Source organism: Mycobacterium venezuelense, from assembly GCF_054919535.1.
This window is the reverse complement of record NZ_JBONDW010000003.1, coordinates 238,670-252,971: the sequence shown is the minus strand read 5'-3', so window position 1 is coordinate 252,971 and position 14,302 is coordinate 238,670. Positions and strand designations below refer to the sequence as shown.

Below are 14,302 nucleotides of genomic sequence, written 5' to 3'. Positions count from 1 at the left end.
GCCCGTCACGGACAAGGAGAAAGCAGTCATGACCAGTTCGGCCATCCGCGAACCGCTCGAAGGCGGCGCCGGGTCGACGACACCCGTGTCGTCGCCGGCAGCCACCCGCCGCGCGATCTTCAACACGTTGCGCGGGTCCTCGGGCAACCTCGTCGAGTGGTACGACGTGTACGTCTACACGGTGTTCGCCACCTACTTCGAGAGCCAGTTCTTCGATTCCGCGGACAAGAACTCGACCATCTACGTCTACGCGATCTTCGCGGTCACGTTCCTGATGCGCCCGGTCGGTTCGTGGTTCTTCGGCCGTTTCGCCGACCGCCGGGGCCGTCGTGCGGCGTTGACTTTCAGCGTGTCGCTGATGGCTGCATGTTCACTGCTGATCGCTTTGACTCCGGGCCGGGAGAGCATCGGCGTGTGGGCCGCGGTCATCCTCGTGCTGTGCCGCCTGGTTCAGGGGTTCGCCACCGGCGGGGAGTACGGAGCGTCGGCGACGTACATGTCCGAGGCAGCCACCCGCGAGCGGCGCGGATTCTTCTCCTCCTTCCAATACGTCACGCTCGTCGGCGGCCACGTCTTGGCGCAGCTGACCCTGCTCGTGATGCAGGTGTTCCTCGATCGGGAACAAATACAAGAGTTCGGTTGGCGCATCGCGTTTTTCATCGGCGGTGTGGCTGCGGTGGTGGTGTTCTGGCTGCGGCGCAGCATGGACGAATCGCTGACCCGCGAACAGCTCGATGCGGTACGGCGCGGCGAGGACGACGGCTCGGGCTCGATCCGGGAGTTGGTGGTCCACCACTGGCGGGCGCTGCTCACGTGCTTCGCCGTCACCATCGGCGGCACCATCGCGTTCTACACCTACAGCGTCAACGCCCCGGCGATCGTCAAATCCACCTACGAAGACCACGGCATGACAGCGACGTGGATCAACCTCATCGGGTTGACCTTCCTGATGGTGATCCAGCCAATCGGCGGATTGATCAGCGACAAGGTGGGCCGCAAACCCGTGCTGCTGTTCTTCGGGTTCGGGGCGTTGGTCTACACCTATGTACTCATCACCTTCCTGCCCCAAACCACCTCGGTGGCAATGTCTTTGACGCTGGTGTGCGTCGGCTACGTGATCCTGACCGGGTACACGTCGATCAATGCCATCGTCAAGGCAGAGCTGTTCCCGTCGCACGTGCGGGCGCTCGGAGTGGGCCTGGGCTACGCGCTGGCGAATTCGGCCTTCGGTGGCACCGCGCCGCTGATCTACCAGGCGGCCAAGAACGGCGGTCACGTTCCGTGGTTCATCGGTTACGTGACCGTTGTCATCGCGGTTTCGCTGTTCGTCTACCTGTTCGTGTTGAAGAACAAGTCCGAGACGGCGCTCGACCGCGAACAGGGCCGCGCGTTCGTGTGACGTTCTAGGCTTGCCGACTGTGTCGTCGATGTCCCGAAGGTCTGTTCTCCGGGGCATCGCGATGCTGTCGGCCGGCTTGTCGATCGCGTCCTGCCGCACCGGCGACGACGGTCCTGTGCGTCTCGCGGCGGGCGAGCCGGGCGGCTTCTTCTGGGAGTTCTCCGGTCTGCTCGCCGCGGCAGGCGCCCGATCGGCGACCGTGCGCATCGAACCGCTGCAGACCAACGGTTCAGCCGACAACATCGAGGCATTGCAGTCGGGGCGCGCCGAGTTCGCGATGAGCCTGCTCGACACCGCGCAGGACAGTCCCGACGCCGATGCGCTCACGGCGGTCGGCCGCGTCTACGAGAACTACTTCCAGGTCGCGGTACGCGACGACTCCCCCATCACGTCGCTGTCAGATCTGCGGGGACGTGTCGTCAGCGTCGGTGCGCCGGGTTCGGGTGCGACGTCGCTGTCGCAGCGAGTGCTCGACGCCGCCGGGCTGTCCGAGCCGGGCGCTGTTCGGCAAGTGCAGCAGACGATGAGCGACGCCGCCGCGGCTCTCGTCGCGGGCGACATCGACGCGGCCATGTGGGCCGGGGGCCTGCCCACCCCCGCCTTTGGCGACCTGCGCGTCGGCATCCGCCTGCTCGACCTGGCATCGGTGGTGCCCACGCTGCGGCAGACGCATGGGACCACCTATGAACCGGTGTCGGTGCCAGCCGATGTGTACGGTCGCCACCCCGCGGTGATCACCGTGGGAGTCGCCAACCTGCTGTTGGCCCGCCGGGATGTCCCCGACCACATCGTCGCCGCCATCGTCGATCTCCTTCTCGACGACCCATCATCACTCGTCCCGACACAGGCCATCGGGAGCCAATTCCTCGACGCCCAATCACTGATCCAAACCGGCCCCATCGCACTGCATCCCGGGGCGGCGGCCGAGTACCGGAGTAGGCACGGTTGAGTGGACGAATTCGCTTGCGCCTGGCGGCTTTTACTGAACGACCGCGATGTCCTTCTTGATGCGGTTGATCGTGCCCTGCAGTTCGGCCATTGAGTGAAAGTTGTAGTCGACGATTCCACCGCCACGGGTTTCGACGCTCACGAAGAAGCGCCCGATCGGGCCCGCCGCCGGGTCGTATCCGTATGTGGTGAAGTGATAGTTCCCGGTTACGGGATCCCGGTAGCGGATTCGTGCCGACACACTGCTGGTGATGTTGGTGCTCGGCGTGCCGGCGAGAACAGCAGCCGCATTCGTCTCGCCGTAATCGTAAAGCAGCACACCGAAATCGCCCTGCGCTCCGGATGGGAATTGCACGGCGAAGTTGCGTTCCGGGTGGTAGTGCTCAACCAACGTCCATCGTCCGGCGCTCGGTCCGAGCACCGTTTCGGCATGGCTGACGCCTCCTCCGGACCAGTTGCCGGTCCCTTGGACAACTGCGTGCTCGCCCGTCGCCGTGTTCCGGTAAATCGCCGCCTCACGACCGGGAGTTCCCTCTATCAACGAGACATACCTGAGCTCTGCGTCGGTGGCACCGGGCACGAGGAATACTTGGTCTTCGGCCGCAATCGCGATCCCGTACGCCCGCTGCATCAACTCACGGAAGGTCTGCTTCGTCTGGCGAAGAATCGCCGCCAGTGTCTTGCCCTTGCCGCCGGTCGCGGCGTTCAACGGACCACCAAACAAGAAGTCCGAAATGCGTGACCGCGCAGCGACAATGCTCGGGGTTTCGGGTGCCTTCGCGAGCAAGACCTGAAGATCCTCGGGGGCGAGGCCGGTGCGCAACGCGACCTGCCCGACCTCCATCCGCTCTAGGGCAGCGGCGACCGACGTCGCCTGTTCAGCCTTGCTGAGTGCGGCGAAGTTGGTGAGCTCGCCCGTTGCTCCGCGTCCTGCGGCCAGTAGCGGGCCCACCGCTTCGCCTGCCGCCGCCGCGAGCACGGCGAATTGGTACATCGTGGCATCGAGTTGGGCACGGGCGGCCGCCTGCTGGCTGACGACCTCACCGCTGGATGTCGCGCTCGACGACGCGATTGTGTTGAGGTTCTGCGCCTCGAACGTCTTCTGGGCTGCCAGCGCTGCGGCCGAGCCGATGTTCGCGGCTGCCATGACGCCGCCGATCAACGGCGTCGCTGCGCCCGCAGTGCCGATCGCGACCGACGCCAGTAACAGCACGAGACCGATGTTCGCCATCGTCTCGTCGAGACTGGAGCCTTTGTGGGCGATGGCATTGTCCATCGTGAATTTGGCGAACGGAGTCGTGTACTTGGGCCCGAACTCGCCTTTCCGGTGGCGGGCAGCCAACGTGTCAAAGCTGAGCGGGTCGACCTTGTTCGCCATGACCAGCGCCATCGATTGGCGAGCATTGTTGTACGTCTCGACCATTGCCTTCGCCGCCTTCTTCCGGGCTTCGACAGGCGATAGATTCTCGAATCCCGTGATGCGCGTCTGACCGAAATTCAGCCGTCCTGGCTCACCGCCGCGCCCAGGATCGTCGGGAGCAGGCTCCACACTCGTGGAGAGGATGTAGATCGCCGGATTGTTCGCCATCACGTCGGCAACGGTCTGCGCCAACGCCGAATAGCGCTCGTAGACGAACTTCCACGGGTAGCGCTTGGTGTACGGGTCAGGGGAAGTGACCGGATCTACTTGCGGCAGAGTGGGTTCGTGGTCGGGGTCGAATTTCACCGGCGGACCCTGCAGGTTGAAGTAGTCGGCGCGATCGCTGCCCGGGAACTGCCGGCTCTGCCCGACGACGATGTTGCGTGCCTTTGCCATCAGCTTTTTGGCATCGACCACCAACTGCGCCAGGTTCTGCTGCTCGGCAATCGCGGCATCCTTGGCTGGATCCGCTGCGACGTGTTCCGGGTCGGACGCGCCGAGCCGGTCAGCCTCCTTCTTCAGCAGTTCCACGTTGCCGGTGAGATTGGAGATCGCCGCTGACTTCATCGACTCTTTGAAGTCCGAGACAAGCGTGAGGTAGCGGTATGTTTGCGGCTTCCAACCGCGCTCTACACATGTTCTGAACCGGGCCAGCGCGGTGTCGTCCATGGCGTCGACGTCGACATGTGCCCAGATGCGATCCATCGCATTCCTGTCGAACACGCCAATGCTGGTCTGCGACAACAATACATCGATCAACTGCACGCGCTGCGGGGCCGTCGCCTTCTCGAAGTTGTCGATGGCCTTGACGTCGGCCGGGTCGTTCGACTTGATGGCCGCAGCGATCTCCTCCGGTGTGCCCTTGTCGAACCTCAAGGCGCCCGGCAGGATTCCGCGCTGCACGGTGAGCGCGTTCCCCGATGCGGCGAGCATTTCCGTGACTGCGCCATTGCCTGCGGCCTGCTGCAGTTTCTGCAGGTTCGGTGCTGAGTTGAGCGGCGCTGGTTGTGGCGGCTCCGGCGTTCGACGCACCGGTTTGAGCCGGCGTTTCGTTTCATCAAACGACCGCACACCCGATCCTCTCGCCGCTGGTGTGCACGCCGCGAAGGCGGGCGCTGGTCGCCGAATTCTTTCACCCTCCGGCGACCGCGCAGAAGCCTCGACGACCAAGAGTGCCCACTCGGGCAACGTCTGCCGCTGCGTATGGGCGTTGTGTCGAGAATGCGCTCAGGGCTGTGGTCGCTGCGCAATCACGACCGTGGACGCAGTCTCACCGCTCAGCGCGGTCAACCATGTCGATCAGCCCGGCATTCTGCGCGTCGCCGACGATGTGTTCCCAGTTGACCACCGCGGCAGCGATCACCGTGATGGCGGTCGCGAAGCCGAGGAGTGAGGCCAGCAATTCCGCCCACTCCCCGCTGGTGCCGACGCCGAGCAGGATGGCGACCAACGCGCCCGTGATGACCCATCCTGCGGTCAACGCGCTTCGCCACCACTCCCTGCGCCGCATGCCAACAGCGGAGTGGGCGCCCGCCCGGCGCGAAGATTTGATCGGCGTGGTCATGAGATCCACTGTCCCGTTGCTGACTGAGAAGGTGTGAAGCGTTCGTTATGGAAACGCTCTGAACTCCGCCCTGCCGTTCAAACAGTCTGGCGAACCACGCGGTGCTACTTAGGGCAACGCACGTGTGCATCTGAATCGCACTCGGTGAACGATGGCTGCGCACGGCAAACGTCATTCCGTTCGCCCCGACAGCGGCAGATATTGCCCTTCGAAAATATCGTCAAGGTACTCCCAGCGCTGGATTCAGCAATCGCGCTCGATGAACCATCCCCCGGCATAGCCTAAACCACGTTCGCGTCAATTCCGGGGAGAAAGGTAGCCATGAGTATCTCAATGGAGAAGGTGACGAAGGCGGGAATTGTGGGTGCGGTGGCCTCGGCTATGGCAGTCGGAGCATTCGGCGCGACCGCGCCTGCACACGCATGGTGCGTGGGTATCAGCGGCCTGAATTTTGGTGGGGGCTGCTCGAGCACCTTGGGTAACTTCGCACTCGGCCTAGGGCCGAACGCGGTGGCGAGTTCCAGTGGGTTCATCACGGGCGCGATTGCCCTCGGAGACGCCTTTGCATCGTCCGCCGGCATTCTCACTGCTTCCTGGGCGGGCGGCACCGGTTCGGAGTCGTACACAAACGGCCTCTTCAATTGGGCTGTGGCGCAAGGCACCAACGCATCCGCAGTCGCAGGCAGGCAGAATACTGACTTTGCGAACTTCGCCTTCAACTTCGGCAACGCCGTGGAGCCATGGCTCGGCGGAGAAAACGAAGAGTTGGGGACAAGCAACGTTGACGCGAGTTTCGGCAGCTTCAACCTAGCGGCCAACCTCGGCGGGAATGCCAATGCGGTCGAGGGAACCACGAAAGATTTGCGCGTGTGGGCCGGCGGCTTGGAAGGCGAGGAGAATTTCGGTTCCGCGGCGCTCAATCTCTTCGGCAACCGTAACGACGTCCAGGCATTCGGCTCCGGCGTTGCGGCCATCGCCGTGGGCAACCCCTTCGGGTTCCCGAATGGCAGTGACAGCATTGTTCGGGTCGGCGATTTCGTTGAGGGGATATCTGGCGGCAGCCTCAGCCTGGCATTCAATATTCAGCCCCCGTTTATCACTGAAGAATGCGGCACGGGGCAATGCGGCAACACCGTGACAGTCAGCGACGGCTACCTGTCGATCGCGGGAGCGGTGGGATTGGTCAATCGAGTCGTCGAGCAAATCGGACCGGGGATCCGGATCAACACCCCATTCAATCCGCCGCCGACCGTCACGAACGTGCTTGCCGCTGACAGCACATCGACGGCGACGACCCCCAAGGCGTCAGCGCCGAAATCGCTCGGCGATGGGATCAAAGGCACCAAGCAACGGAGCCTCGTCCGGTCCAGCCTTGACTTCAGCGGAGGCGCCAAGGCGGATGCTGATCGGAGTGACAGCACGGCGAAGGCCGCCGACCAGGGATCGTCAGCACCCAAGTCACTCAAGAGCCGGATCAACGAGACCAAGAAAAAGGTGAGCGACGCGGTCAGCAAGGTCACCGGCAAGAAGTCGACGAAGGCCAACGCCGACGCTGGTGATTCCGACGACGAGTGATCCTGCTGGCTTGACTCCGTCTAACTGACCCGGGCCCTGGGTCGCCCATACGGTGCCCCAATGGCGCGATCGCTCCCGGCAAGCTGGCGACCGCTCTTGTAGCAACGCTCCAGCTTCGGTACGGTGAGGTACCAAGGCGGTACCAGCGGTACTGCGTACTCGCGCCTTCCGAACGGAGTCACGATGCCGGTCAAGGATCACCCCAACAACGCTCCTGGCATGCCGATGCTCTTTCCAGCGTGGATCGACCGGCTGCAGATGAAATACATGAATCCGGTGGCACGACGGTTCGCGCGATTCCTACCAACGTTCGCGGTGATCTACCACCGGGGCCGCAAATCTGGCCGCACTTACGAGACAGTTGTTCAGGCTTACCGAAAAGGCAACGTCCTGGCGATCCTGCTCGGCCACGGTCAAACAGATTGGGTCAGAAACGTTTTGGCCGCAGGCGAGGCCCATGTACGCCGCTCAAACCACGACCTACATATCACCGAACCACGCGTGGTCCCGATGGGCACTCACGCTGAAGGCTTGCCATGGATCGCCCGACTCGGAAGCCGTCGCATGGCCGTGCTCGTCGCCAACATCAACTGACACGGCAGCCGTACGCCGCCCTGAACCTGTACTGCTATCGGTGCCTCCAGTCGGACTCGAACCGACACTTGGCGGAACTGAGCCGCTTCCCGGCTCCAAGTCCGGTGCGGTACAGAGGTCAGCCCGCAGAGCCCGCAGTCGTCAGCAGAACAGCTGCTTCGTTGTAGGGAAACGCTCGGTAGAGCAGCCGAGAACGTGGCACGACGAGCGCCGCGGCCTCGTCCTTGCTCACCACCCTTGGGTCGACGAGCGCGACAGCCCGTCCACGCTTGTGCAGCACCGTCGGTCCGCCGGCCAGCACGTTCTTCAACCAGTCCGTCTGTAGGCCGTAGCCGACGAGGATGGCGTAGCCATCATGGGTCTCGAATACCAACAGGGGCGTTCGATATCGCTTACCCGACTTCCGCCCGACGTGCTCGAGTGTCCCGAGGTTCGGAAGCCACGGTGAAATCGTGCGAGCCGCCGGATTGGTGACTCGCTTGTTGAACTCTGCGATTCGGCGAGGCACGCGCATTCTCGGAGTCTAGGTATTGGTCCGAAGTTCCTCGCTGACGCGGTGCGGACACGAACTTTCAAAGCCCAACCAGTGATTGCGTGTTCGGCGTGAATACTGCATCTACCTGCCAGTAGGCCTGTGCCCCCAGTCGGACTCGAACCGACACTTGGCGGATTTTAAGTCGGCCGGATAGGGTCGCACCGCATCGCGGAGCATCGCTGAAACCCGCTGCCACCAGCGATTTCCGACGCATGGCGTCGCACCAATTCGCGGGTTTTCGCGCACGGGTTGTGACAACTCCGTGACAACTCAGCGCACCGACTGCCGCCTCTGCGGCGCACTGCACTTCGCGAAAGGCCTCTGCAAGCGGTGCTACCAGCGGGCGACCTACACGCCGTCCGACCGCACCGAGCCGACCAACCATCGACTCACTGCCGACGACGTCCGCAGGATTCGGCAGCTCCGCGACGAACTCGGCTACACCTACCGCGAGTTGGCGCGCATGTTCGGCGTCTCGATCCCAACGATCGGGTTCGTCGTCACCCGCAAAACCTGGACGAACGTATAACCATCACGCGCGTCAATGCGGTGTCGTACGATCCTGCGCATGTACAGGGGGATCGCCGTTTCACTCGTGATAACAGGGGCTCTCACCGGCTGCGGCGGCAGTGGCCAAACCCCAACCGCGTCCACAGTCACCATCACCACCGAGCGAGCCCCGAATGAACCTCCCGCCGCGCCGACGGCTGCAGCCCGCACGGACGCCACCGGCGCACTACTGAAGGAAGTCGGTGAGGGTGCCGGCGTCTCGTGCGCATCGCCGACTGAGCCTTGCGACATTGAGTTCACCGTCACGGCGATCGAGCCGAACTATCCATGCAACGACGCCTACAACATTGCGCCGCTAGGACCCGGCCAGCAATACCTACGCTTGTCGGTTGATGCCCAAGCGGACGCCAAGCTCGAATGGCCAGCATCGGCAGATGCTCTGCGAATCAACAACTGGGCTGTCGAAGACGCAGACGGCGTCCTACACCGAGACCTCGACATTGCGTCACCGTGCACCGACAACGCTGACGCGTTCTTTGAGACGTTCGTCCCGGGCACACGAATGCGGGGCGCTGTGGTGGTGTTGGCTCCGGCATCGGCTACCGAGTTGCGGCTCGTTTCGGGGCCGACTTCGTGGATCTGGCCCATCCCCCAACAGAAACCGTAGCGCGTCAGACGCGTACTGGTATCCGGCTGGCCCAGTCCCGCACATGCTGGATCGCGAGACCAAGATACGTTTGGCCGGGCCACACTTCCCAGGCGTGGTAGTTGATGTGCGGCGCCGTCCCAGATAGAGCGAACTTGAGCGCGACGATCGCCGCCTGCACCGCGGCCGCCGGCCCGGTCAACGGACCAGCTCCGGCGCCACCGATCAACGCTGGAAGGGTCGACACCAGCACAGGCAGCAGTACGCCGGCCAGCGCCGCGGGATTGCCTGAAAGTGCCCCTGTCCCAACCTGAGTCAGCAGCGGAATCGACACCCCAGCCTCGGCCAGCACCTTCGGAATGGCGGCGATGATGGCCCGCAGCGTGCCGGCAGGATCCGACAATTGCGTGTCGGTGACAGCCTGGTAGATCGCGGTCATGATGTCGCCTGCGTCGCCGAGCGGCACGTTCGCGTACATGTCGTCGGGGTGTGCGAGGTCGCACCAGTCCCACGCCAGCGTCGATGCGGGCATGTTGAAGTCGGAGATGCCGCGCCCGTTCGGGATGGCGCCGAGGTAGTAGGTGTGTCCGAATGCGCGCGACGGGTTGCCGATCGCGAAGCCGCACACGTAGTTGCGGCGGAACTCGGCGAGCGGCTGGCCTGGTTCGAGCATGGCGCGCAGCTTCGCCGCGACGATCGCGCCTGCGCTGTATCCGCCGAGGACGTACGTGCGGCCGGACTGGATCTCGCGCGCCCCGGCCGCGATGCCGATCTGGACGGCCTTGTTCATCGACGGCGTGCCGGGCGCGCCGGGCGGCAGTCCGCCCATGCTGGCCGGCCACTCGGGGTTGCGTTCCTCGATGAGGTCGGCCGCGCCTTGGCAGACGCGGGATACGTAGTCCTGGCCGATGATGCCGCCGGTGCCGCGGAACACGATGCCGAGGTGGCGGGGCTTCGGCTTCGGCGGCGTGGTCTTGACCAGAGCGCCGTATTCCTCGTGCGTCACAACGACACCCGGCGGTGGTGCGGGCAGGCCGCGGCGCTTGCGGTACTCAGCGGCCACCCGGGCGTCGTCGTCACCGATCCAGCCGTCAGCCTTGAGCGGGCCACCGCTCGCGGCAAGCGCGTAGGACTTCGCGAACGCGACGATCGCGCGCTGCCAGGCCATCGCTTCGGCGGGCTGGCTACCGCCGTACCGCAACTCGGTCATCAGAGGGTCTCCAGCTTGCGCAGACCCTTGGCGATGCCGTCGCGAAGCGTCAGTTCTTCACCCTTCGCGTTCTTGCCGAGCGATGAGTCATCGCTCCATGCCGGGTCTTTCGGCCCCATCTGCGCGGCCATGTACTCGAGCAATTCGCGTTCGCTGTAGTCCTGGGGGAACTTCTTCGGCGCCGGGAGCACCGGACCGCCGGGCGTCTGCGGCGTCTGGAAGTTCAGGCCCAGCGCCGCCAGCGTCGCGGGCCCGGCGATGCCGTCGACGACCAGGCCGGATCGGCGCTGGAATTCGCGCACCACAGCCACGGTCAGCGGCCCGAACTCGCCGTCCTCGTCGAGACTTGAGTAGGCCTCGTAGTCGTCGTTCAGCTTCTTCTGCAGTGCGAGCACCCGGTCGCCCGTGCACTCGTAGCGCGAGCAGTCCTCGCCGAGGTACACCGCGCCTGGCGCTGTTGGCGTAGTAGGCGTGGTGGTTCCGGTGCCGACAATCGGACCCGGCAAGTAGAACCAGTCGTGAAACAGCGGGTTGTTGTAGTGGCGGCCCGAGCCGCCGACCCACTGACCGCCGCCCGACGCGACAGCGCCACCACGGGACTCGATCGCGGTGCCCTCCAACGTGCAGGCCATGTGACTGTTCGCGCCGCCATTTGGTCCGTGCTGCAGGCCGATGCGCAGCGCCGCGTCGGCGGGGATAGCGGCGGGGCTGGCCACGCGGATGGTGCCGAACGGGCCGCGGCTGCCGGGCCCGCCGACGTAGCGGTACGACTCGGTGGAGAGTGCGTGTCGCGACCAGGCCATGTTGGGCCCGTTCACGAGCGCGTCGAGCATGTGCGTGACGATGCCCGAGCAGTCGGTCGTGCGGTTGACATCGTTCTTCGACCAAACCCCGCCGTAGCCATATGGTTTGCGGTTTCGGGCTCGGGCGATCTGGAATGCGTAGTCGACGTTTGCGCGGAGGATAGGCATGGGCGAGGCTCCCTTTGGTCAGCTCGGCGCTGACGGTAGGACCGCAGGGTGCAGCGAAAGCCCTAGGCGACTAACGCCAGACGCATTTCGGCCAGCTCGATGTAGGAGACCGACCCGTCGAACGTCTCCCCCGACACTCGCACCGAGGCAACACCCGCCGGCACCGTCACGCGCGTGTGGACCAGGTGCTGGTCGTCGACGCTGACGGTGCGCTGCTGATAGGCGTACACCTGGCCGACGAGGCTGCCGCCGCCGCTGACGGCGGACCGCCACCGCAACGCCACACCACCGACACCGTCCGGTGTGGCCCAGTAGAGGCACGAGAGGTCAAGCACCTGCCCGGGGGTTACGTTGACCCAGCAGTAGTCGGCGTGGGCCGCGCCGATCCCCCGAAGCCGAAGCACGTTGCCCCGCACACCTTCACGAGGGAACACCGCGGGCCCGTTGATCGGGTGCACCGCTGTGGAGCTGCCGCTGGCCCATCCGGTCGGGGCTGCCGACGTGTCGATACCGGTCATCACCGCGCCCGGCGCGACGGCGCCGGTGTCGACCCAAGATGCCTCGGCAGTCGGCTTGTAGTAGACGAACTTCCAGTCCGCGTCGCCCGGGCCCTTGCGGTAGATGTTCACGCCTCGCGAGCCGCCCGACGCCGCCGTTGCCGCCACGGTGATCTGCCCGGTGCCCGACAGCACCGCATCGGCGATCGTCGCGGGCAAACCCTCGCCGTAGATCCCTCGGCTCGTCACCTTGTAGCTGTAGGTGCCTGCGGGCAGCGCCCCGGCCGCCGTCGACGGTGTCGCCGACAACGTGTGCGGCAGCCCGAGCGGCGCGTTCAGCGTGGTGAAAAACCCGTTCGGCAGCATCGATTCGGCGTTGGTGACCGCTCGACGCACACCCACCGGCGGCCCCAACTTGTCGGCCAGAAAGCCGTACGCGAACCGGCCGATCCGGCTGTAGGAATCGAGCAGCGTCGGGTGGATGCTGTCCGACGACCAGCCCGCGGGCCAGCCACCGGTGGCTGGATCCGCCATGCGGTCGAACGGCACCAACGTCACCTGATTCTCGGCCGCCCACGCATACAGTGCGGCGTTCCACGTGATCGCCGTCGCGGTGTTCGGCGCGGTGTCGGAGATCGGCCAGATCGCGCCGACGACGAGCTGTGCGCCGATACCGCGGACCTTGGCCAGGTAGGCGGTGAGGTCAGCCAGCCACGCCGCCATGCTGGTGCCCTGCCGCACGTTGTTCGTTCCGACGGTGAGGAATACGACGTCGGGATTGTGCGGTGCGACGTCGGTGTCGAACGCGGCCAGCCGTTGATCGGACCGTTGGCCGGCGACCGCGGCATTGCGTACGTAGTTGACCCGCCCCATGGCGAGGTCAGCGAACTCGGTGGTCCAACTGCCCGCGCGGTTCTCCTGGCCGAGGCCGGCGCCGATGCCGTTGATCGTGATGGAGTCGCCGTCGAACACCCACCGGGGTCCGAATACCGTTCGGGTGGCGATCGCTTCGGCGAGCTGCTGCGTCGGCGCGAGCACCTTGATTTCGTCCGCCACCGGGGCCGGTAGCTGCGAACCCGCGGGCTTAGTCGTGTCGATCGCGATCAGACGGTCGGCCATGAATCAGTCCTCGTCGTCAATCTGGCTGGTGTCAGGCACATACAGGCCGGAGTTCGGCGGATCTTGTATCAGCGGGCCGGTGTTCGCCTCGCCGCCGCCGTTGGTGTTGGCGTACGGCACTGCAGCGTGAGGTCGTCCAATGTGGGCCACACGGCGCACCGTAGCCAGCGGCCATGCAGCGCAACGGTCAGCGCAGTTCCACCCAGTCGATCGCCGGGGAGAACCGACGAGGCCCCAGCGCGTCCTTGCTGCCCATCACCACCAGACCCAGCGACCGGTTGCCTGGGCCGCTCGCAGCGGTGCCGCCGCTGTCGTTCCATTCGCCCACGAAGCTGCCGTTGCGGCGCAAACTGTGCAGGTTGCCGATACCACGCAGCAAGATCGTGTCACCGGCCGCGAACGACCCGAAGCTGTTGATGATGGTGTCGGTATTGGCGACGCGGCGCACGATCCGCAGCGTCGACGAATCCAATTGCACCCCAACACCGTGGGTGAACGCCCCGTTCGACAGCCTGGCGAACACCTGTGTTTTGGACAGGTCGCCGGTGATGGATGGACCGCTGCCCTGCGAACCGATTCGGAACTCCAGCTCGTAGTCATCATTGGGCGCGACCGCGGCGTTGTAACGCTGCCGGTCGACGATCAGCGGCAGCCCGATCAGGCCATCAGGGATGGCTAAGCGGCACATTCCGTTAACGACGCCAGCGGTGTAGCCGTTGCTCGGCGTGTGGTTTGTCCAGTCAGGACCGAGGTTGTCGGCGTCGTCGCGGTCGAATCCGTCACGCAGCGACGTCCGTGACCAGATAACCGTCGACCCGAGATACAGCTTCTGAATATCGACGCCGCCCAGGTGCAGAGCCCGGATCGGTGTACCGCCGAAGTGCAGAGCCATCAGGGCAGCTCCGCATAGAGCACGTTGGGATTCGGGCTGCTAAGCGCGGCGTAGTCAGCGGCAGTGATGGGCACGATGTCGACGGTGATCGCCGTACCAGAACTGTCGTGCGCGGTGACGACACCAACTCCAGCCTTGGGCGCGGTCACAGCCCCAGCGTCGATCTTGTCGCTCGTGACCGCACCAGTGTCGATGTTGACGGCCTTCACACCGCCAGCCGCGATCTTGGGTGATGTCACCGCCCCATCGGCCAGCTTCTCCAACGTCACGGCGAGGTCGCGCAGCTTCACCGTTGTGACCGCACCGTTCACCAGCAACGATGGTGCTACTGCGGCGATTTCGGCCCGCACCTCCGGCGCGAACTTCTCCCCGTCTTCCGCGTCGAGGTCGATCGCGATGAACACCACTCGGGCCATAGCTAC

Annotated in this window: 14 protein-coding genes; 5 read left to right on the top strand and 9 right to left on the bottom strand. The window is 64.9% G+C overall.

The window, feature by feature from the left end:
• Positions 1-28: 28 nt before the first annotated feature.
• Complete coding sequence (locus ACRCUN_RS06430; RefSeq protein ID WP_462140795.1) at positions 29-1,399, top strand: MFS transporter; 1,371 nt, start codon at positions 29-31, stop codon at positions 1,397-1,399.
• 28 nt (positions 1,400-1,427) lie between these two features.
• Positions 1,428-2,348, top strand: coding sequence for a TAXI family TRAP transporter solute-binding subunit (locus ACRCUN_RS06425; protein WP_462140794.1), 921 nt, complete (start codon positions 1,428-1,430; stop codon positions 2,346-2,348).
• A 30-nt stretch (positions 2,349-2,378) separates the two neighbouring features.
• Here ACRCUN_RS06425 and ACRCUN_RS06420 read toward each other — a convergent pair whose 3' ends face one another.
• The gene (locus ACRCUN_RS06420; RefSeq protein WP_462140793.1) at positions 2,379-4,838 is read right to left on the bottom strand and encodes a hypothetical protein; all 2,460 of its coding nucleotides are present in this window, start codon (positions 4,836-4,838) and stop codon (positions 2,379-2,381) included.
• 199 nt (positions 4,839-5,037) lie between these two features.
• Entirely contained in the window at positions 5,038-5,331 is a 294-nt protein-coding gene (locus ACRCUN_RS06415; protein ID WP_462140792.1) for a hypothetical protein, read from the bottom strand.
• Between the two features lie 321 nt (positions 5,332-5,652).
• Here ACRCUN_RS06415 and ACRCUN_RS06410 point away from each other — a divergent pair, with 321 nt between their 5' ends.
• Together ACRCUN_RS06410 and ACRCUN_RS06405 are read left to right on the top strand one after the other, a co-directional pair.
• A complete protein-coding gene (locus tag ACRCUN_RS06410; protein ID WP_462140791.1) occupies positions 5,653-6,906 on the top strand; it encodes a hypothetical protein in 1,254 nt (417 codons plus the stop codon).
• 183 nt (positions 6,907-7,089) lie between these two features.
• On the top strand, positions 7,090-7,500 hold the full coding sequence (locus ACRCUN_RS06405; RefSeq protein ID WP_067844916.1) for a nitroreductase family deazaflavin-dependent oxidoreductase: 411 nt from the start codon (positions 7,090-7,092) through the stop codon (positions 7,498-7,500).
• A gap of 118 nt (positions 7,501-7,618) precedes the next feature.
• Here ACRCUN_RS06405 and ACRCUN_RS06400 read toward each other — a convergent pair whose 3' ends face one another.
• On the bottom strand, positions 7,619-8,014 hold the full coding sequence (locus tag ACRCUN_RS06400; protein ID WP_462140790.1) for a nitroreductase family deazaflavin-dependent oxidoreductase: 396 nt from the start codon (positions 8,012-8,014) through the stop codon (positions 7,619-7,621).
• A gap of 283 nt (positions 8,015-8,297) precedes the next feature.
• On the opposite strand from ACRCUN_RS06400, the gene ACRCUN_RS06395 reads away from it, so the two are divergent.
• Positions 8,298-8,564 (top strand): helix-turn-helix domain-containing protein, encoded by a 267-nt coding sequence (locus tag ACRCUN_RS06395; protein WP_462140789.1) that lies wholly within the window; start codon positions 8,298-8,300, stop codon positions 8,562-8,564.
• 652 nt (positions 8,565-9,216) lie between these two features.
• On the opposite strand, the gene ACRCUN_RS06390 is transcribed toward ACRCUN_RS06395, so the two are convergent.
• The 6 genes from ACRCUN_RS06390 to ACRCUN_RS06365 all read right to left on the bottom strand — a co-directional run bounded on the left by ACRCUN_RS06390 (position 9,217) and on the right by ACRCUN_RS06365 (position 14,296).
• Positions 9,217-10,401: a hypothetical protein gene (locus tag ACRCUN_RS06390; RefSeq protein ID WP_462140788.1), complete on the bottom strand. Its 1,185-nt coding sequence runs from the start codon at positions 10,399-10,401 to the stop codon at positions 9,217-9,219.
• Positions 10,401-11,372 carry a peptidoglycan-binding domain-containing protein gene (locus ACRCUN_RS06385; RefSeq protein ID WP_462140787.1) on the bottom strand — a complete coding sequence of 324 codons (972 nt, stop codon included), beginning with the start codon at positions 11,370-11,372 and terminating at the stop codon, positions 10,401-10,403. Before ACRCUN_RS06385 ends, ACRCUN_RS06390 begins: the two co-directional genes overlap by 1 nt.
• Before the next feature lie 62 nt (positions 11,373-11,434).
• Positions 11,435-12,988 carry an SGNH/GDSL hydrolase family protein gene (locus tag ACRCUN_RS06380; RefSeq protein ID WP_462140786.1) on the bottom strand — a complete coding sequence of 518 codons (1,554 nt, stop codon included), beginning with the start codon at positions 12,986-12,988 and terminating at the stop codon, positions 11,435-11,437.
• A 3-nt stretch (positions 12,989-12,991) separates the two neighbouring features.
• On the bottom strand, positions 12,992-13,138 hold the full coding sequence (locus ACRCUN_RS06375; RefSeq protein WP_462140785.1) for a hypothetical protein: 147 nt from the start codon (positions 13,136-13,138) through the stop codon (positions 12,992-12,994).
• Between the two features lie 37 nt (positions 13,139-13,175).
• Positions 13,176-13,880 (bottom strand): DUF7257 domain-containing protein, encoded by a 705-nt coding sequence (locus ACRCUN_RS06370; RefSeq protein ID WP_462140784.1) that lies wholly within the window; start codon positions 13,878-13,880, stop codon positions 13,176-13,178.
• Positions 13,880-14,296 (bottom strand): phage upper tail fiber protein, encoded by a 417-nt coding sequence (locus ACRCUN_RS06365; RefSeq protein WP_462140783.1) that lies wholly within the window; start codon positions 14,294-14,296, stop codon positions 13,880-13,882. The genes ACRCUN_RS06370 and ACRCUN_RS06365 overlap by 1 nt, the downstream gene beginning before the upstream one ends.
• Between the last annotated feature and the right edge of the window lie 6 nt (positions 14,297-14,302).